Below are 17,841 nucleotides of genomic sequence, written 5' to 3' on the forward strand. Positions count from 1 at the left end.
GGCAGGGCCATGACCACCACGCTCATCAAGAATGCGGAACTCGTCGTGGGGTGGGACTCCACGGCGAAGTCCCACAGCTACATGCCCGACATGGATGTCGCCTTCACGGACGGCACCATCACCTTCCTCGGCCGCGCCTATGAAGGGGCTGCCGATGCGGTGCTCGACGGGCGCGGGCTGATGGTCATGCCGGGGCTCGTGAACATCCATTCGCACCCCTCGAGCGAGCCGCTGAACAAGGGCTTCCTCGATGAGATCGGCTCGCCGGGGCTCTACAATTCCTCGCTGTACGAATACATGCCGATCTTCCGCGCCGATGCGGAAGCGGTGCCGCATTGCGTGCGCGTGGCGCTGTCGGAGCTGCTGCTCTCCGGCGTCACGACGCTCGCGGACCTGTCCATGGCGCATCCGGGCTGGCTCGATCTGCTGGCCGAAGCGGGCATGCGCGTCTGCGTCGCGCCGATGTTCCGTTCCGCGCGCTGGTTCACCAAGAACGGCCACGTCGTGGAGTACGAGTGGGACGAGAAGGCCGGCGAGAAGGCGATGGAGGAAGCCCTTCGCCTGATCGAGCGCGCCGAACAGCATGAATGCGGCCGCCTGTTCGGCATGGTGGTGCCGGCGCAGATCGACACCTGCTCGGCCGGCCTGCTGCAGGACAGCCGGGCGGAGGCGAAGTCGCGCGGCCTGTCCTGGCAGATCCACGCCGCGCAGTCGGTGGTCGAGTTCCACGAGATCACCCGCCGCCACGGCATGACGCCGATCGGCTGGCTCGACAGCATGGGGCTGCTCGGCGAGCGGACGATCATCGGGCACGGCATCTTCCTCGACGACCATCCCTCGACGCGCTGGCATACGGAGTCCGACCTCGGCCGCCTCGCCGAGACCGGCAGCACGGTCGCGCATTGCCCGACCGTCTTCGCCCGCCGCGGTATCGCGATGAAGGACCTTGGCCGCTATATCCGCGGCGGGGTGAACATGGGCATCGGCACCGACACCTATCCGCACAACATGCTCGATGAGATGCGGCTCGCCGCGCATATCGCGCGCACCCAGGCGGGGTCGCCGCGCACGCTGCAGACGACCGACCTGTTCAACGCCGCGACGATCGGTGGGGCGAAGGCGCTCGGGCGCGACGACATCGGGCGGCTGGCCGTCGGCTGCAAGGCCGATTTCTCTCTGGTGGACATCACCCACCCGATGATCCGCCCGGCCTATGACCCGCTGCGCAGCCTGATCTACGCCGCCGGCGACCGCGCGCTGAGGGCCGTCTATGTCGACGGCAACAAGGTGGTCGAGGATGGCGAGGTGCTGACCATGGACTACCGCCAGGCCGCCGAGCACCTGCACGAGGCGCAGAAGCGCGTCGTCGGCCGAGTGCCGCAGCAGGACTGGGCGCATCGCAGCGCCGAGAAGATCGCGCCCCCGACGTTCCACTGGTCGTGAGCGAGGATCTCCTCCGCATCGAGGGGCTGCGGACCGTCTTCCGCACCCATGGCGGCGAGGTGACGGCGGTCGATGGCGTGGACCTGTCGGTCCCGCGCGGCCGCACCCTCGGCATCGTGGGCGAGAGCGGCTGCGGCAAGTCGGTGCTCTCGCTGTCGATCATGCGCTTGGTCGCGCATCCCGGCCGCATCGCGGCCGGGCGCGTGCTGCTGGAAGGGCGCGACCTGGTGGGCCTGTCCTCGGCCGAGATGCGCCAGGTCCGCGGCAGCCAGGTCGCGATGATCTTCCAGGAGCCGATGACCAGCCTGAACCCGGTCCATACCGTCGGCTTCCAGATCACCGAGGCGATGCGCGCCCACGATCCGCGCGCGTCCGCTACCGAACTGCGCGAACGCGCCATCGAGGCGCTGAACCGCGTCCGCATCCCGTCGCCTGATCGGCGCTTCGACGAGTATCCGCATCAGCTCTCGGGAGGCATGCGGCAGCGCGTGATGATCGCCATGGCGCTCGCCTGTCGCCCGAAGCTGCTGATCGCGGACGAGCCGACGACCGCGCTCGACGTCACGGTCCAGGCGCAGATCCTCGACCTGCTGCGCGACCTGCAGGCCGAGACGGGGATGTCGATCATCCTCATCACCCACGACCTCGGCGTGGTGGCGGAAATGGCCGACGAGGTCGCGGTCATGTACGCCGGCCGCGTGGTCGAACGCGCCGAGGCCGGCGCCATCTTCGGCGACCCCATGCATCCCTACACGCTCGGGCTGCTCGGTTCCGTGCCGCGGCTGGATGAGGAGCGTGAGACGCTGCTCGCCATCGACGGCAGCGTGCCGCCGCCCTTCGCGCTGCCCAAGGGCTGCCGCTTCCATCCGCGCTGTCCCTTCGCCGCGGCCGAGTGCAAGTCGGACCAGCCGCCGCTGCGCGAGGTCGTCTCCGGTCATAGCGCCGCCTGCCTGCGTGCGCCCGTGGAGGCCTTCGCGGCATGAGCGAGACGCTGCTCGAGGTCACGGGCCTCGCCAAGCACTACCCCGTCCGTAAGGGCCTCATCGTCGCGAAGCAGGTCGGCACGGTGCGCGCCGTCGATGGCGTGTCCTTCAGCGTGAGCCGCGGCGAGACGCTCGCCCTGGTCGGTGAATCCGGCTGCGGCAAGTCGACCACCGCGCGGCTGGTGCTGCGGCTGATCGAACCTTCCGCCGGGAGCATCCGCTTCGAGGGCGTGGACGTCACGCGCATCACTGGCGCCGCACAGCGGGCGATGCGCCGTCGGATGCAGATCGTCTTCCAGGACCCCTACGCCAGCCTCAATCCGCGCCTGACGGTTGCCGAGACCATCGCGGAACCGATGCTGGTCCACGGCATCGGCGACGCCGCCGCGCGGCGCAAGCGGGTCGAGGAATTGCTTTCCCTGGTCGGCCTGCGCGCCTTCCACGCGCAGCGCTACCCCCATGAGTTCTCTGGCGGCCAGCGCCAGCGCATCGGCATCGCGCGCGCCTTGTCGGTGCAGCCCGACCTCGTGGTGTGCGACGAGCCGGTCTCGGCCCTCGACGTGTCGATCCAGGCGCAGGTGGTGAACCTGTTGAAAGACCTGCAGCGGCGCTTCGGGCTGGCCTATCTGTTCATTGCGCACGACCTCGCCGTGGTGAAGCACGTCGCGGACCGGGTGGCGGTGATGTATCTCGGCCAGATCGTCGAGATCGGCGACAAGCGGTCGCTCTTCGCCTCGCCGCGCCATCCGTATACGCGCGCGCTGCTCTCCGCGATCCCGCATCCGGACCCCGAACGCCGCGGGCAGGTGAAGCCTCTCGGCGGCGACCTGCCAAGCCCGCTCAACCCGCCCCCGGGCTGCCGCTTCCACACGCGTTGCCCCTTCGCGCAGGAGCGCTGCCGCCGCGAGGTTCCGGAACTGCGTCGCCTCGGTCCCGGCCACGATGCCGCCTGCCACTTCGCGGAAACCTTGCCGCCGGCCGGCCTCGACTTCACCGGCGGGCTTTCGGAGAACGCGGCGAAGCGCCTCGCGCTCTACGCCAAGGCGCGGGCCGCCTGACGCGCGGGGCGGTTTGACAAGCGGGCGATGCCCTACCGACACTGGGGCCAATCAAGCCCGGAGGAAGCAGTGTCCACGACGTTTCGTCGGCGATCATTCATCACGGGGGCGATGGCCACGCTGGCCGCGCCCGCCTTCGCGCAGGCGCCCTGGCCCAACCGGCCGGTGCGCATCCTTGTCGGCTTCCCGGCCGGCGGGACGACGGACATCCTTGGGCGCCTCGCGGCACAGATCCTCCAAGAATCCCTGGGCCAACCCTTCGTGGTCGAGAACCGCCCTGGTGCCGGGTCCAACATCGCGGCGCAGGCGGTGCTGCGCAGCCCTGCGGATGGCTACACGCTATTGCTCGGCTCGCCGGGCACCAATGCGATCAATCCGCATCTCTATGCCAATGCGGGATTCGATCCGCTCAAGGACTTCCTGCCGATCGGGCAGATCGCCGAGGTCCCGAACCTCATCGCCGCGCATCCCGGCGTCGGCGCGCGTGACGCCGCCGCGCTGATCGCGCTCGCGAAGCAGCGCACGCTGTCCTATGGCGAGACCAGCATCGGCGGCTCGACGCATCTGGCCGCCGAGCTCTTCCGCCTGATGGGCGGCTTCGAGGCGACGCACGTCTCCTATCGCGGCAGCGCGCCGATGATGACGGACCTGCTGCCGGGCCGCATCGATTTCGGCTGCGACAATCTGCCCTCGATCATGCCGCACATCCGCTCCGGCGCGCTGGTGGCGATCGGCGTGACCTCGGCCGAGCGATGGCCTGCCAACCCCGAGATTCCGGCGATCGCCGAGACCCTGCCGGGCTACGAGGTCACCGCCTGGTTCGGGCTGGTTGCTCCGCGCGGCACGCCACCCGAGATCATCGCCCGCACCAACGCCGCCTTGCGGGCCGGGCTCGAGAAGCCCGAGATCGTCTCGCGCATGGCGGAGCTCGGCGCCCGGCCGCTGCCGGGCACGCCCGAGGTCTATCAGGCACGCAATGAACGTGAATTCGTCCGCCTCGGCGACCTGATCCGCCGCGTCGGCATCCGCGCCGAATAAGGGAGAGCGTCATGGCACGCATCGGTTTCGTCGGTCTTGGCCGCATGGGCGCGCATATGGCGCGCAATCTGCTCAAGGCCGGGCATGAGGTCGTCGTCTTCGACATCGTGCCGGCGGCGGTCGATGCCGTCGTCGTGTCGGGTGCGAAGGCGGCCTTTTCCTCGGCGGCCGCCGCGCAGGACGCCGACGTCGTCATCACCATGCTGCCAGCGGGCGAGCAGGTGCGCGACGCCTGGCTGGGGCAGGGCGGTCTCGCCAAGGCCTCGCGCGCCGATGCGCTGCTGATGGATTGCTCGACCATCGATGTCGCGACGGCGCGCGACGTGGCCGCGGCGGCCGGTCGCCCCTTCCTGGACGCGCCGGTATCGGGCGGCGTCGGCGGGGCCGAGGCCGGCACGCTCACCTTCATGGTCGGCGGCGAGGCCGATGCGGTCGAGCGCGCGCGCCCCATCCTCGGCGCCATGGGCAGGACGATCGTGCATTGCGGCCCGGCCGGCGCGGGGCAGGTGGCGAAGCTGTGCAACAACATGATGCTCGCGGCCACCATGGCGGTGACCTCGGAAGCCTTCGTCATGGCCGAGCGCCTCGGCCTGCCGGCGCAGGCGCTCTATGACGTCTGCTCCAAGTCCACCGCCATGTCCTGGGCGCTGAACAATTCCTGCCCGGTGGCGGGCCCGGTGCCGACGAGTGCGGCGAACCGCGACTTCGCCCCGGGCTTCACCGCGGCGCTGATGCGCAAGGACCTCGGCCTCGCGCAGCAGGCGGCGAAGGATGCCGGCGTGGATGCGAAGGTCGGCGCGCTCGCCCTCTCGCTATTCGATCGCTTCGTCGAAGGCGGCGGCGGCGGCAAGGACTTCTCCGGCATCATCACGATGATCCGGGAGGGGAAGGCGTCGTGACCACGACCTTCGTCTCGCCCCGCCTTCTGATGATTGGCGGCGGCTCGGTCGGCAGGCTCGCCGAGGTACTGGGCCAGTTCGGCCTGTCGAAGCCGCTGGTGGTGACCGATCCCTGGATGGTCTCCTCCGGCACGGTCGAGAAGGCGCTCGCGCCGCTGCGCGGGGCTGGCATCGCCGCCGGCGTCTTCAGCGACACCGTCCCCGATCCGACCGATACCGTCATCGAGGCCGGCGTCGCCGCGATGAAGGGCGGCGACTACGACTGCCTGGTCGGCTTCGGTGGCGGATCGCCGATGGACACGGCCAAGGCGATGGCGATCCTCGGCGCCGCGGCGCCGGGGGTGAAGATGCGCGACTTCAAGGTGCCGGCGCAGGCCAATCGCGCCGCGCTGCCGGTCATCTGCATCCCGACCACGGCGGGCACGGGCAGCGAGGCAACGCGCTTCACCGTCATCACCGACACCGAGCGTGACGAGAAGATGCTGATCGCCGGCCTCGGCGCGCTGCCGCTGGCGGCCGTGGTGGATTTCGAGCTGACCTTCAGCGTGCCGCCGCGCACCACGGCCGACACCGGCATCGACACCCTGACCCATGCGCTCGAGGCCTTCGTGTCCAAGCGCGCCAATGACGAGGCCGACGAATACGCCCTGCGCGCGATGCGCCTCATCGCGCCGAACCTGCGCACGGTCTACCGCGAACCGTCCAACGCCGTGGCGCGCGCTGCGATGATGAAGGGTGCGACGCTGGCCGGCATCGCCTTCAGCAATTCCTCGGTCGCGCTGGTCCATGGCATGTCGCGCCCGATCGGCGCGCATTTCCACGTGCCGCACGGGCTGTCGAACGCGATGCTGTTGCCGGCGGTGACGGAGTACAGCCTGAACGCCGCCCTGCCGCGCTATGCCGAAGCGGCGCGCGCAATGGGCATTGCCACCTCGGCCGAGGGCGACCAGTCCGCAGGCGCGAAGCTGCTGCAGGAACTGCGGGACCTGAACCGCGACCTCGCCGTGCCGACGCCCGGCGCCTTCGGCATCGATCCGGCGAAGTGGGATGGACTGCTGACGACCATGGCGGACCAGGCGCTTGCCTCGGGCAGCCCGGCGAACAATCCGGCGGTGCCGGACGCCGCGACGATCGTCAGCCTCTACAGGCGCGCCTGGGAAGGCTGACGCGCCCGGCCGGCCGCCCCGTCAGGCGGCCGGCTTGCCGGCCGGCGCGACCGCGGTTTCCTCGCTGCGCCGCAGACGGTTGCGCCCGCTGTAGAGCACGATCGGCGCCGCGATGAACACCGACGAGCCCGCCGAGATGATGATGCCCGCGAGCATCACCCAGGCGAAGCCCGACAGCGTGTCGCCCCCGAAAAGCGCCAGCGGCACCGCCGAGAGCAGCAGCGTCATGGACGTGCCGAGCGAGCGGTTCATCGTCTCGTTGATCGACTGGTCCACCAGCTGGTCGAGCGGCATCGTCTTGAACTTGCGCAGGTTCTCTCGCATGCGGTCGAACACCACGACCTTGTCGTTCGCGCTGAAGCCGATGACGGTCAGGATGCCGGCGATCGTCGTCAGGTTGAACTCGATCTGGAACAGCACCATGAAGCCGATGGTCTTGGTGACGTCCAGGATGAGGGTGACGATGGCGGCGAAGCCGAACTGCCATTCGAACCGCGCCCAGATGTAGAACAGCATCGCGATGAAGCTGAGGCCGAGCGCCATCATCCCGCCGATGAACAGCTCGTCCGACACGCGGTTGCCCACCGCGTCCACGCGCAGGATGCGCGTGCCGGGTGCCACCTGCTCGAGCGCATCGCGCACCTTGTTCACCGATGCCTGCACTGCGCCCTCGTCGCCTTGGGCGGGCAGGCGGATCGCGAAGGTCGAGGCGTCGCCGAACTGCAGGATGGTGGCGTCGCCGAGATTCAGCCCGCCGACGCTCGCACGCAGCGCGCCGATGTCGCCGGCCTGGGGCGTCCGCACCTCCATCTCGATGCCGCCCTTGAAGTCGATACCCTTCTCGAGCCCCGGATAGAAGGCGATCGCAACGGACAGGGAGGACAGCACTGCGGAACCGATCAGCCCCATCCGCGCCGCCTTCATGAAGGGGATGCGGGTGTTGTCGGGGAAGATGCGGAACAGCGGGCGGCGCAGGCGTTCGTACAGCGACAGGCCGGGCCGCTGGAACACCGGCAGTTCCTTCGGCCGCGTCGCACGATACCACCAGGAGGTGATGAGGCGCGTCAGCACCGTCGCGGTCCACATCTGCACCACGGTGCCGATGGCGACCGTCACCGCGAAGCCCTTCACCGTGCCCGACCCAAAGCCATAGAGGCAGGCCATGGCGATCAGGTTCGTCAGGTTCGAATCCATGATGGTGCCGGAGGCCTTGGTGTAGCCGGCCTCCAGCGCGCTGATCGGTGTTCGTCCGTTGCGGACTTCCTCGCGTATGCGTTCGTTGATCAGGATGTTGGCGTCGAGCGCAGTGCCGAGCGTGAGCACGATGCCGGCGATGCCGGGCAGGGTCAGCGTCGCTTCCATCAGCGTCATGCTGGCGACGACCAGCAGGATGTTGATGGCGAGCGCGATATTCGCGAACCAGCCGAGGATGCCGTAGGCGAGGCCCATGTAGAGGAAGACGAAGACCGTGCCGGCGGCGAGCGCGATCATGCCCGCCCGGATGGCGTCGGCGCCGAGCTCGGGCCCGACGGTCCGTTCCTCGACCACCGTGAGCGGGGCGGGCAGCGCGCCGGCGCGCAGCAGCACCGCGAGGTCGTTGGCCGAGCGCGCGTTGAAGTTGCCGCTGATCTGGCCCTGGCCGCCGATGATCGGCTCGCGGATCACCGGGGCGGTGATGACCTTGTCGTCCAGCACCACGGCGAAGGGCCGGCCGACATTTTCGCGCGTGATCTGCGCGAAGCGGCGGGTGCCGACGGAATCGAACTGGAAGTTCACCACCCATTCGCCGCTGCGGCCGTCCTGGCCGGCGCGGGCGTTCGTCAGGTTGGCGCCGTCCACCTCGACGCGGCGGCGCACGGCGTAGCGTTCGCCCTCGCGCTCGCCGGGCAGGAACATCACCCCCGGCGGCGGCGTCGCGGCCAAGGCGGCGTTGTCGTCCACCAGGTGGAAGGTCATGCGGGCGGTGCGGCCCAGCAGTTCCTTGATGCGGTTTGGGTCCTCGACGCCGGGCAGGGTGACCAGGATGCGCGACTGGCCCTGGCGGGCGATCAGCGCCTCGGACACGCCGGTCTCGTCGACGCGCCGGCGCACGATCTCGAGCGACTGCTCGACCGCGGAGGTCGCCTTGGCGCGCAGCCCGGCCTCGGTCACCGTCGCCCAGACCTGCCCGTCGGGCTGGCTCGTCACCTCGAGGTCGGGGATGGACTGGCCGGTCGCGGTCTGGATGGGGTTCGCCAGTTCGCGCAGCGCCGCGACCGCCGCCTGGACCTGGGCCGGGTCGGTCACGCGCAGGCCCATGCGCCGGTTCGGCACGTCCGCGGCCAGGTTGACGTAGCGGATATTGGCCGTGCGCAGCCGGGTGCGGGCGCCATCGACCATGCTGTCGAGCCGTTCGCGGACCACCGTGTTCAGGTCCACCTCGAGCAGCAGGTAGGACCCGCCGCGCAGGTCGAGGCCGAGGTTGACCTGCCGCACCGGGAACCAGTCCGGGAAGGCGGTGCGCGGCATCAGGTTCGGGATGCTCACCAGCAGCCCGGCCAGGCAGACCAGCAGGATGCTGGCCGTCTTCCAGCGCGCGAAATGTAGCATCGGCAGTCGGTACCCCAGTTCTGAGCGGGGCGGACAATGGCGAGGGGGGGCAGGGGATGCAACCCCGCTCTCCGGGCCGATTTCCATGCCACGGAGAAGGGTCTAGGACCGCGTCATGAGCGCCACCGATCCTCGACTCGCCCTCGGAATCCTCGGTGTCGGCCATTTCGGCCGGTTCCATGCCCTCAAGGCCGCGGCGAACCCGCGGGTCCGGCTGGCCGGGCTGCACGATGCCGACCCGGCCCGGGTCGCGGCCGTGGCTGCCGAGACCGGAACGATCCCCCTCGACGCCGCGGCCCTGGTCGCGGCCTCGGACGCCGTGATCGTTGCCGCGCCGACCCGATTCCACTTCGATTTGGCCGAGGCGGCGCTCGCCGCCGGCAAGCATGTCTTCATCGAGAAGCCCATCGCCGCGACCCTGGTCGAGGCCGATGCCCTGATCGCGCTCGCCGCCCGGCAGGGGCGGCTGCTGCAGGTCGGGCATATTGAGCGCTTCTCGGCCGCCTTCCGGGCGGTGACCGGGGCACCGGCGGGGGGGCGGGCGCTGTCCTGGGATGCCGTCCGCGCCGCGCCCTTCCGGCCGCGGAGCTTGGACGTCTCCGTCGTGCTGGACCTGATGATCCATGACATCGACCTGGTTCTCGAACTCGCGGGCGGGGAGCCGGAGGCGATCGAGGCGGTCGGTTCTGCCGTGGCGTCCGAGCATCCGGACTTCGCCGTGGCGCGTCTGCGCTTCGCCGGCGGGCGGGCGGCGGTGCTGACGGCCTCGCGCGTCTCGCTCGCCATGGAACGCCGCCTGCGCGTGCTCGGCACCGAGGGGGAGATGAGCGTCAACTTCCTCGACCGCTCGCTCGCGGTGCTGCGCCGTGGTGGCGCCGAGCCGGTCGCGACCATGCCGGGTTCGGGCATCGACCGCGCGACCTGGACCGACCACGACAGCCTGGAAGCCGAGCAGATCGCCTTCGTCGCCGCCTGCCTGGACGGCGCGCCGGTTGTGGTGGACGGTGCCGCCGGCCGCCGCGCGCTGAAGGTCGCGCTGGCCGTGGAAGCCGCGATCCGCGCGGGCTGAGGGAAGGAAGCGACAGAGTATGGACAAGCCACGCATCGCCATCGTGGGCGCCGGCGCGGTCGGCGGCTATGCCGGGGCCTACATGGCCCAGGCCGGGCACGACGTGACCTTCATCGACCCCTGGCCCGAGCATGTCGAGGCGATGCGCACCAAGGGCCTGACCATCGCCCACCTGAAGGACGTCCCGGAGTTCACCGTGCCGGTGAAGGCGATCCACCTCACCGAGTTGCAGTCCTTCGCCAAGCAGAAGCCGGTCGACATCGCCTTCGTCTGCATGAAGTCCTACGACACCGCCTGGGCGACGACGATGATCGCGCAGTATCTCGCGCCCGGCGGGTACGTCGTCTCCCTGCAGAACTGCATCAATGAGGAAGTGATCGCGGGCATCGTCGGCTGGGGCCGGGTGCTCGGCGCGATCGCTTCGTTGATCACGGTGGAACTCACGGGCCCGGGCCTGGTGAAGCGCGCCGCGGGCAAGTCGGGCGCGTCCCATACCGTCTACCGCGTCGGAGAGCCGCATGGCCGCGTCTCCCCGCGCGCCGAGTACATCACCTCCCTGGTCGCGCTGTCGGATTCCGCGCTGACCACGACGAACCTCTGGGGCGAGCGCTGGTCGAAGCTGGTTGCCAACGTGATGGGCAACGGCATCGCCGCGGCGACCGGCATGGTCGCGAAGGACGCCACCGCGGACGATGCGATCCGCGCCTTCGCGGCACGCCTCGGCTCGGAGGCCATCCGCGTCGGCCAGTCCCTCGGCTACGACCTCGAGGAGATCCTGCACCTCGACCCCGAGATCATCGCCAAGGCGGGCGAGGGCGACGCCGCGGCCCGCGCGGCCTATGACGCGCAGCGCCTGGCGGATACGCAGAAGCCGGGCGGCGGCGCGCATCGTGCCTCGATGGGCCAGGATATGGTGAAGGGCCGGCGGACCGAGATCGAGTTCCTCAACGGCTTCGTCGTCGCCAAGGGCAAGGAAGTCGGCATCGATGCCCGCGCCAATGCCGCGCTGACCGAGATCGTGAAGCGCGTCGAGCGCGGTGAGGTCGCGCCCTCGCCGGATCTCATCCGCGGCTTGCGCCTGAACTGACGCGGAGGGGGCTTTGCCCCCTCCGGACCTCCCCCACCAAAGGCCGAAGGGCCTTTGGAAACCATTACCTCGTGGCGGGTTGCAGAGGCCTTCCGGCCTTTGCCGGAGGGGCGGTGCCCCTCCGGTATTGCCAGCCTGACCGGCCGGCGCGACGTTCCCTCCAAGAACACTCAGGGGAAGGAAGCGCCATGACCAATCCGATGGCCCTCACGGGCCGCACCGTCATCGTCACCGGTACCGGGCAGGGGATCGGGCGGGCGATTTCAGAGCTCGTGCTCGAGCTCGGCGGCAACCTCGTCATGGTCGAGCGCAACCCGGAGACCTTCGCGGCCGTCTCCGGCGCACTCGCCGGCGACCGGACGCTCGCCATCCAGGGCGACGTGACGGATGAGGTCGTTTGCGCCCGCATCGTCGATGACGCCGCGGCCCGCTTCGGCGCCGTGCACGGCCTGGTCAACAACGCCGGCATCACGCGGGCCGCGATGATCGAGAAGATGACGCTGCCGCAGTGGCAGGCCGTGATCGACGTGAACCTCACCGCCTGCCACCTGATGCAGCAAGCCGTGGGCCGGCACATGATCGCCCGCGCCAAGGCCGGCGAGCAGCGGCCCGGGGCGATCGTCAACATCTCCTCGACCGCCGGGAAGCGCGGATCGATCGGCCAAGTGAATTATTCGGCGGCGAAGTCGGGGCTCTACGGCATCACCATGACGGCGGCGCTGGAATGGGCGCGCTACGGCATCCGCGTGAACAGCGTCGGGTTCGGCACGGTCGAGACGCCGATGACCGAGACCATCCGTTCCGACCGGTTCCGGGACCGCACGCTGGCGCGCATCCCGCTGGGGCGCATCGCCACGCCGAAGGAGGTGGCGCCGCTGATCTGCTTCCTGCTGTCGGAGGGCGCGTCCTTCATCACCGGGCAGAACTGGCTCGAGGACGGCGGTAGCCACATGCAGCCGTGAGGGCAGGGCGAGAAGGAACCTTTCCCCCCTACGCCTTGGACTCAAGTGACAAAAGAAGGGAGGGGGATCGGGGGAGGTTCTCCTCCCCCGACCTTATTCCTCGATCGCCTTCAGCACGGCCTCTGCCGCCGCATCCGACGGCAGCCCTTCCGGCGCGCGCAGCTTCGCGAGCGCCTCGGCGAACCCCGCGCGCTGCGCCTCTGCCACCGCAGGGTCGAGCATCGGGCGCAGCAGCGCCTCCGCCAGCGCTTCGGGCGTGCAGGCCTCCTGGATGCGTTCGGGCACCACCTCGCGTTCGGCCAGCAGGTTCACCAGCGAGGCGTGCGGCACCTTGACCAGCCGGCGCACGATCGCCGCCGTGATCGGGTTCACCCGATAGGCGACGACATGCGGGATGCCCGCGACCGCCATCTCGAGCGACGAGGTGCCCGACTTGATCAGCCCTGCGCCGCCCGACCGAGCGACGGCGGCGAAGGCGTCGTGCTTGGCATCGTTGCCCTCGACGAGGATCGGGGCGGCGGGCCAGTCCGCGGCGACGCGGCGAACCGTCTCGGCGACGATCGGCGCCACGGGCACGACGGGGCGCAGGCCGGGCAGCTTTTCCGAGGCGATGCGCAGCGCCGCGCCGAAGATGGGCAGCAGGCGCGATGCCTCCATGCGTCGGCTGCCGGGCATGACGATGATGGGGCGTTCTTCCCCGCGCAGGCCGTGTGCGGTGCGGAAGCGTTCCGCGTCGCCGGCATCCGCCCCGCTTTCCAGCACCGGATGGCCGACGAAGGTCACCGGGATCCCGGCGGCCTCGAAGAAGATCGGCTCGAAGGGCAGCAGGCAGAGGATGCGATCCACCTTCTCCTTCAGCTTGACCACGCGCCCTGGCCGCCAGGCCCAGACCTGGGGCGCGACGTAGTGCACGATCGGCACGCCGGTCGACCGCACCAAGGAGGCGAGCCGCAGCGTGAAGCCCGGGCTGTCGATCGTCACGAGCACCGCGGGGCGCTTCGCCGTCACGTCGGCTGCGGCATCGGCCAGCAGGCGCTTGAGGCGGAAGACCTTGGGCAGCACCTCGAGCAGCCCCATCAGCGCGAGCTCGCGATAGTCGAACAGGCTGGGGACGCCCTGCTCGGCCATGCGCGGCCCGCCGATGCCGGCGAAGTCGAGGTCCGGGCGCTTGCGGCGCAGCGCCGCGATTAGCCGCGCTCCGAGGACGTCGCCCGAGGCCTCGCCGGCGACGATGTAGACCAGCGTCATGCGAATGCCGCCGATGCGGCCGGGCGGAAGGGCCGCGCGGGCCAGTCGCGGTGGTTGCGGACCTGGCCGTCGGCCCGCACCGCCGCAATCTTCGCCGGGTCGAGCCGGCAGAACACCCATTCCTCCTGGTCGAGCGCACCGCGCGCCAGCACGCCGTCCTCGGGGAAGCCGCGATCCACCGGGCCGAATACCGCCGCATGGCCGCGATTCACGTCGAGCGCGGCCGACCAAGGGGCCGTGCCGACGGTCGGCGTGATGGCGACGTAGCACTGGTTCTCCATCGCCCGCGCCGCGGCGCCGACCCGCACGCGGTTGAAGCCGTGCATGGAATCCGTGCAGGACGGTGCGAGGATCGCCCAGGCGCCGGCCTCGACCTGCACCCGAACATGCTTGGGGAATTCCACGTCGTAGCAGACCGAGATGCCGATCCGCCCCCAGGGCGTGTCGAACACCTGCGGGTCGCTGCCCTGCGAGACGCCCCAGCGCTCGGCCTCGAAGCGCGTCATGGCGCGCTTCTCCTGCATCGCCATGCGGCCATCCGGGGCGATCAGCGGCGCGCGGTTCACGACGCGCCCGTCTTCCGCGCGCATCGGCAGCGTGCCCGGCAGCAGCCAGACGCCGAGCCGCCGCGCGGCCGCTCGCATCGCGGCGAGGATCTCCGGCGCGGCCGCGACCATGGCGGCGAGCTCGGTCTGCTCGTCGGTGACGTCGCCGCCGACCAACGCCGCGCCGAGCTCGACGCAGGCATATTCCGGCAGCACGAGAAGGTCGGCCTGCGCCCGCCCCGCCTCGAGCCGTGCCTCGAGCGCGCGCCCGAAGGCCGCGACGCCATCGGGCCGCCCGACGCCGTATTGCAGCAGGCCGAGCCGCAGCGGCTTCGCCTCGGGCGCGCTCACAGCGGGTCCTTCACCCAGAAGCCGAGGGCGTGCGGCGTCTCGCGGTCGTCGCCCACCTCCTGCCAGTCGAAGACGACGGAGATGTCGGCGCGCCGGACATAGCCACGCTTGCCCCAGAAGGCGTCGAGCGGGACGTAGTCCTTCGGGCGGCGCGGGTCGTTGTCGTTGCGCGTCACCGCGCAGAAGGCCGCCGCCCGAAGGCCGAGGGCGCGGGCATGGGCCTCGCGCATCTCGAAGAAGCGGACGCCGGCGCCGCGGCCGCGGTATTCGGGCAGCAGGACGCTCTCGCCGAAATAGCACCAGCGGGCGGGGTCCATGCCACGGCTGCGGAAGGCGTCCCGCACGCGGGCGGTGGCCTCGACCATGGGCTGGCAGGTGGCGCAGCCGACCGCGCGCTCCCCGTCGATCGCCGCGATCACCGCGGCGCCGGGGCTGTCGGCATAGGCGGCGAGGTACTTCTCCTCGTAGGCCGCCTCGCCCTCATACAGGTAGGGCCAGTCGCGGAAGACGGCGATGCGCAGCCCCGCGAGGCGCGGCAGCCAGGCGCGCAGATCGTCGCCGCGCAGCGTCTCGAAGCGGAGGTGGACAGGTTCCATGGCCCGATGCATAGGGGCGCCCCCGCCGCCGGGAAAGGGGGGCGGCCGCATGAACCCCATCGAAGTCCTTGGCCTGGTCGCGGGCGCGCTGACCACGACCGCCTACCTGCCCCAGGCGGTACGCACGCTGCGCAGCGGCAGCGCGCGGGACCTCAGCCTCGCGATGCTGCTGCTGCTGATCACCGGCATCGTGCTGTGGCTCGCCTATGGCGCGCTGGCGGGGCTGCCGGCGGTGGTCGCCGCGAACGCGGCGACGCTGCTACTGACGCTGCCGATCCTGTGGGTGAAGCTGCGCCGCGGCTGACGCGTCAGCGTTCGCGGACCAGGCGGAAACCCGCGAAGCTGAAGCGGTCCGCCGCGTGGCCGCGGGCGCGGTTGCCGGCGCGGACATACCAGGGCAGGTGGCTCCAGGATCCGCCGCGCATCATGCGGGTGGCGCAATCCCCGGTGGTGCGCGCCGCGCCATCGCCGGTCTGGCCCGACAGGTCGGGATTCAGGCAGTCCATCGTCCACTGCCAGACATTGCCCAGCATGTCGTAAAGGCCGAACTGATTGGGCCGGAAGCTGCCGACCGGCGCGGTGTAGACGAAGCCGTCGTTGCAGCGGAAGGAGAACTGAGGCCGCCGGTCGAGGTTCAGCGCCGAGGCCAGCGTCAGGTCGGCGACGTTGGCGTATTGGCAGGCCTGCGAATTGGCATCGCCCCAGAAGCGCGGGCCGGCGGTGCCGGCGCGCGCGGCGTATTCCCATTCCGCCTCGCTCGGCAGGCGATAGACGCGCCCGGTGCGCCGCGACAGCCATTCGGCATAGGCGTTCGCATCCTCCCAGGACACGCAGACGACCGGGTGGTTGTCGGCCTGCGGATAGCCGGGATCGCGCCAGCTCAGTCCAGGCCGCTCAAGGTATTCGTACGAATTCCCGCTGTTCACGAAGGTCCAGCACCCGGTGCCGGGCGCATAGCCGGTGGCGGCCACGAAGGCGGCGAATTCGCCCCGCGTCACCGGACGCGCCGCCATGGCGAGGCCCGGGGCAATGGTGATCCGCGTCTGCGGGGAGGATCGCCCGCGCACGTCGACCGGAACTGTCTCCCGCTCCTCCTCCCCGGGGGGCACGCCCATGGTGAAGGTGCCGCGCGGCAGCATGACCATCTCGGGGCAATTCTCGCAGTCTCGGACGGTCTGCGGGGCCTGGGACTGCGAACGGGCGACGGCGGGGAACAGAAGCAGGCCGAGCAGGAGGAGACCCCGCGCGATCCCGATCCTTCCGTTTTGCATGGCGTGCATGGGCATGTGACCTGACGGATACTACACAAGGATGTGTAGTCGGTAGTCGTCAGCGCCGGGATTCGCTCGTGATTTCGGCCGCTTCTCGCGCGGATGTGACGAAGGATACGAGTCCGGCCTCCACGATGTCGCGCGGCAGGTTGCGCAGCACGAAGGTGATCCGCGACCTGCGGTCGTGGCCCGCGGGCCAGGCCGCCAGCCTGACGGGTGGATGGAAGACGTGCTGCACGCCATGGATCGCCACCGGCCGGTCCTCCCCCGCGAGGTTCAGCAGGCCCTTCACGCGCAGCACGCTGTCCCCGCGCGTCAGCGCCAGCATCTCGAGCCAGGTGGCGACACCCTGCCAGGGCAGGGGATCGTCGAAGACCAGCCCGAAGGCGTGGATGGCGGCGTCGTGGCGGTTCGGGTCGTGGTGGTGGTGGTCGTGATGGTGATGCCCGTGGCCGGCCTCGGCCGCGAGCCACGCCGCGACCTGCGGGATCCGTCCGCCGACGGCGAAGCCACCGATGCCGAGCAGTTCAACCGGCGCGATCCCGCCGGCCACCGCCCGCAGCACCGGCGCGACCGGGTTGAGCGCGACAAGCCGCGCCTCGAGCGCCGTCGCCGCCGCCTCGCCCGCCAGGTCGGTCTTGGTCACCACGATGCGGTCGGCCATGGCCGCCTGCTTCACCGCCTCGACCTGCGTGTCGAGCGTCGCGGCCCCGTTCACCGCGTCGACCAGCGTCACGACACCATCCAGGGTGAAGGCCGAGAGCGCCACCGGATCGGACATCAGCGTCTGCAGGATCGGCGCGGGGTCGGCGAGGCCCGTCGTCTCGACCACCACGCGCGTCACCTCCTGCCCGCGCTCGGCCCGCACTGCGAGGTCGCGCAGCGCCCGCACCAGGTCCCCGCGCACCGTGCAGCACAGGCAGCCCGCGTTCAGCAGGACGGTGTCCTCGTCCAGCCGCTCGACCAGAAGGTGGTCGAGCCCGATCTCGCCGAACTCGTTGATCAGGACGGCGGTGCCGGCCATCTCCGGCGCCTTGAGCAGCCGGTTCAGCAGCGTCGTCTTCCCGGCGCCGAGGAAGCCCGTCAGCACCGTGACCGGGATCTTCATGCGCCGTAGAGCGCCTTCGGGTCGACCTCGGGCTCGGCGATGGTCGCGAGCTCCTCGCCGCGGATCGCCCGGAAGAAGCAGTTGTGCCGCCCGGTATGGCAGGCGACGCCCGTCTGGTCGACCAGCGCGAGCAGCGTATCCCCGTCGCAATCGACCCGCAGGTCGACCAGCCGCTGCACCTGGCCCGAGGTCTCCCCCTTGCGCCACAGCGCCTTGCGCGAGCGCGACCAGTAGCAGACCCGCCCGGTGGCGAGCGTCTCTGCCACCGCCTCGGCGTTCATCCAGGCCATCATAAGGACCTCGCCGGTGTCGTGCTGCTGGGCGATGCAGGCGACGAGGCCATTGGCGTCGAAGCGGACGGCGTCGAGGAAACGCGCGGCGGCGGTTGCGGTGGTGCTCATGCCGTCACGATATAGTATCACGCGACG

At 70.4% G+C, this 17,841-nt stretch carries 17 protein-coding genes; 10 read left to right on the forward strand and 7 right to left on the reverse strand.

The features are described from left to right. Positions 1-9: 9 nt before the first annotated feature. From GWK15_RS01120 to GWK15_RS01145, 6 genes are all read left to right on the forward strand, one after another. Positions 10-1,443, forward strand: a complete 1,434-nt coding sequence (locus GWK15_RS01120; RefSeq protein ID WP_168038234.1) for an amidohydrolase family protein — start codon at positions 10-12, stop codon at positions 1,441-1,443. Next, a complete protein-coding gene (locus tag GWK15_RS01125; RefSeq protein ID WP_168038236.1) occupies positions 1,440-2,426 on the forward strand; it encodes an oligopeptide/dipeptide ABC transporter ATP-binding protein in 987 nt (328 codons plus the stop codon). The genes GWK15_RS01120 and GWK15_RS01125 overlap by 4 nt, the downstream gene beginning before the upstream one ends. Beyond that, positions 2,423-3,484, forward strand: a complete 1,062-nt coding sequence (locus GWK15_RS01130) for an ABC transporter ATP-binding protein (protein WP_168038238.1) — start codon at positions 2,423-2,425, stop codon at positions 3,482-3,484. The genes GWK15_RS01125 and GWK15_RS01130 overlap by 4 nt, the downstream gene beginning before the upstream one ends. A 111-nt stretch (positions 3,485-3,595) precedes the next feature. Beyond that, positions 3,596-4,522: a Bug family tripartite tricarboxylate transporter substrate binding protein gene (locus GWK15_RS01135; protein WP_168038240.1), complete on the forward strand. Its 927-nt coding sequence runs from the start codon at positions 3,596-3,598 to the stop codon at positions 4,520-4,522. Positions 4,523-4,533: 11 nt separating this feature from the next. Continuing rightward, positions 4,534-5,421, forward strand: a complete 888-nt coding sequence (gene mmsB / locus GWK15_RS01140; RefSeq protein ID WP_168038242.1) for a 3-hydroxyisobutyrate dehydrogenase — start codon at positions 4,534-4,536, stop codon at positions 5,419-5,421. Next, complete coding sequence (locus GWK15_RS01145; RefSeq protein WP_168038244.1) at positions 5,418-6,587, forward strand: iron-containing alcohol dehydrogenase; 1,170 nt, start codon at positions 5,418-5,420, stop codon at positions 6,585-6,587. The genes mmsB and GWK15_RS01145 overlap by 4 nt, the downstream gene beginning before the upstream one ends. Before the next feature lie 21 nt (positions 6,588-6,608). Here the strand turns inward: GWK15_RS01145 and secD are convergent, their stop codons facing one another. Then, positions 6,609-9,176, reverse strand: coding sequence for a protein translocase subunit SecD (secD, locus tag GWK15_RS01150; RefSeq protein WP_168038246.1), 2,568 nt, complete (start codon positions 9,174-9,176; stop codon positions 6,609-6,611). 115 nt (positions 9,177-9,291) lie between these two features. Here secD and GWK15_RS01155 point away from each other — a divergent pair, with 115 nt between their 5' ends. From GWK15_RS01155 to GWK15_RS01165, 3 genes are all read left to right on the forward strand, one after another. Next, on the forward strand, positions 9,292-10,245 hold the full coding sequence (locus tag GWK15_RS01155; protein ID WP_168038247.1) for a Gfo/Idh/MocA family protein: 954 nt from the start codon (positions 9,292-9,294) through the stop codon (positions 10,243-10,245). Positions 10,246-10,264: 19 nt separating this feature from the next. Next, positions 10,265-11,332, forward strand: coding sequence for a ketopantoate reductase family protein (locus GWK15_RS01160; RefSeq protein WP_168038248.1), 1,068 nt, complete (start codon positions 10,265-10,267; stop codon positions 11,330-11,332). Between the two features lie 188 nt (positions 11,333-11,520). Further along, complete coding sequence (locus GWK15_RS01165; protein WP_168038250.1) at positions 11,521-12,294, forward strand: SDR family NAD(P)-dependent oxidoreductase; 774 nt, start codon at positions 11,521-11,523, stop codon at positions 12,292-12,294. Positions 12,295-12,387: 93 nt separating this feature from the next. On the opposite strand, the gene lpxB is transcribed toward GWK15_RS01165, so the two are convergent. From lpxB to GWK15_RS01180, 3 genes are read right to left on the reverse strand one after another with little or no spacing between them, the layout of a single operon-like run. Then, positions 12,388-13,542: a lipid-A-disaccharide synthase gene (gene lpxB, locus GWK15_RS01170; protein ID WP_168038251.1), complete on the reverse strand. Its 1,155-nt coding sequence runs from the start codon at positions 13,540-13,542 to the stop codon at positions 12,388-12,390. Beyond that, complete coding sequence (locus tag GWK15_RS01175) at positions 13,539-14,438, reverse strand: nitrilase-related carbon-nitrogen hydrolase (RefSeq protein ID WP_168038253.1); 900 nt, start codon at positions 14,436-14,438, stop codon at positions 13,539-13,541. Before GWK15_RS01175 ends, lpxB begins: the two co-directional genes overlap by 4 nt. After that, positions 14,435-15,034 (reverse strand): GNAT family N-acetyltransferase, encoded by a 600-nt coding sequence (locus GWK15_RS01180; RefSeq protein WP_168038255.1) that lies wholly within the window; start codon positions 15,032-15,034, stop codon positions 14,435-14,437. The genes GWK15_RS01175 and GWK15_RS01180 overlap by 4 nt, the downstream gene beginning before the upstream one ends. 49 nt (positions 15,035-15,083) lie before the next feature. On the opposite strand from GWK15_RS01180, the gene GWK15_RS01185 reads away from it, so the two are divergent. Further along, positions 15,084-15,338: a SemiSWEET family sugar transporter gene (locus GWK15_RS01185; RefSeq protein ID WP_168038257.1), complete on the forward strand. Its 255-nt coding sequence runs from the start codon at positions 15,084-15,086 to the stop codon at positions 15,336-15,338. A gap of 4 nt (positions 15,339-15,342) precedes the next feature. Here the strand turns inward: GWK15_RS01185 and GWK15_RS01190 are convergent, their stop codons facing one another. Genes GWK15_RS01190 through hisI form a run of 3 tightly spaced genes read right to left on the reverse strand, consistent with a single transcriptional unit; the run spans position 15,343 to position 17,814 of the window. Next, positions 15,343-16,305: a formylglycine-generating enzyme family protein gene (locus GWK15_RS01190; RefSeq protein WP_168038259.1), complete on the reverse strand. Its 963-nt coding sequence runs from the start codon at positions 16,303-16,305 to the stop codon at positions 15,343-15,345. Between the two features lie 58 nt (positions 16,306-16,363). Next, the gene (locus GWK15_RS01195; protein ID WP_168038261.1) at positions 16,364-17,413 is read right to left on the reverse strand and encodes a CobW family GTP-binding protein; all 1,050 of its coding nucleotides are present in this window, start codon (positions 17,411-17,413) and stop codon (positions 16,364-16,366) included. Further along, positions 17,410-17,814: a phosphoribosyl-AMP cyclohydrolase gene (gene hisI / locus GWK15_RS01200; protein WP_209441965.1), complete on the reverse strand. Its 405-nt coding sequence runs from the start codon at positions 17,812-17,814 to the stop codon at positions 17,410-17,412. Before hisI ends, GWK15_RS01195 begins: the two co-directional genes overlap by 4 nt. Between the last annotated feature and the right edge of the window lie 27 nt (positions 17,815-17,841).

The organism is Neoroseomonas oryzicola, from assembly GCF_012163135.1.
Lineage (GTDB): Bacteria > Pseudomonadota > Alphaproteobacteria > Acetobacterales > Acetobacteraceae > Neoroseomonas > Neoroseomonas oryzicola.

Excerpts from the sequence above, each read along its gene's own strand:
- hisI (WP_209441965.1), bottom strand. The coding sequence starts at position 17,814 with ATGAGCACCACCGCAACCGCCGCCGCGCGTTTCCTCGACGCCGTCCGC.
- GWK15_RS01165 (WP_168038250.1), top strand. The coding sequence starts at position 11,521 with ATGACCAATCCGATGGCCCTCACGGGCCGCACCGTCATCGTCACCGGT.
- GWK15_RS01180 (WP_168038255.1), bottom strand. The coding sequence starts at position 15,034 with ATGGAACCTGTCCACCTCCGCTTCGAGACGCTGCGCGGCGACGATCTG.
- GWK15_RS01185 (WP_168038257.1), top strand. The coding sequence starts at position 15,084 with ATGAACCCCATCGAAGTCCTTGGCCTGGTCGCGGGCGCGCTGACCACG.
- GWK15_RS01155 (WP_168038247.1), top strand. The coding sequence starts at position 9,292 with ATGAGCGCCACCGATCCTCGACTCGCCCTCGGAATCCTCGGTGTCGGC.
- lpxB (WP_168038251.1), bottom strand. The coding sequence starts at position 13,542 with ATGACGCTGGTCTACATCGTCGCCGGCGAGGCCTCGGGCGACGTCCTC.
- GWK15_RS01135 (WP_168038240.1), top strand. The coding sequence starts at position 3,596 with ATGGCCACGCTGGCCGCGCCCGCCTTCGCGCAGGCGCCCTGGCCCAAC.
- GWK15_RS01160 (WP_168038248.1), top strand. The coding sequence starts at position 10,265 with ATGGACAAGCCACGCATCGCCATCGTGGGCGCCGGCGCGGTCGGCGGC.
- secD (WP_168038246.1), bottom strand. The coding sequence starts at position 9,176 with ATGCTACATTTCGCGCGCTGGAAGACGGCCAGCATCCTGCTGGTCTGC.
- GWK15_RS01190 (WP_168038259.1), bottom strand. The coding sequence starts at position 16,305 with ATGCAAAACGGAAGGATCGGGATCGCGCGGGGTCTCCTCCTGCTCGGC.
- GWK15_RS01130 (WP_168038238.1), top strand. The coding sequence starts at position 2,423 with ATGAGCGAGACGCTGCTCGAGGTCACGGGCCTCGCCAAGCACTACCCC.
- mmsB (WP_168038242.1), top strand. The coding sequence starts at position 4,534 with ATGGCACGCATCGGTTTCGTCGGTCTTGGCCGCATGGGCGCGCATATG.
- GWK15_RS01120 (WP_168038234.1), top strand. The coding sequence starts at position 10 with ATGACCACCACGCTCATCAAGAATGCGGAACTCGTCGTGGGGTGGGAC.
- GWK15_RS01195 (WP_168038261.1), bottom strand. The coding sequence starts at position 17,413 with ATGAAGATCCCGGTCACGGTGCTGACGGGCTTCCTCGGCGCCGGGAAG.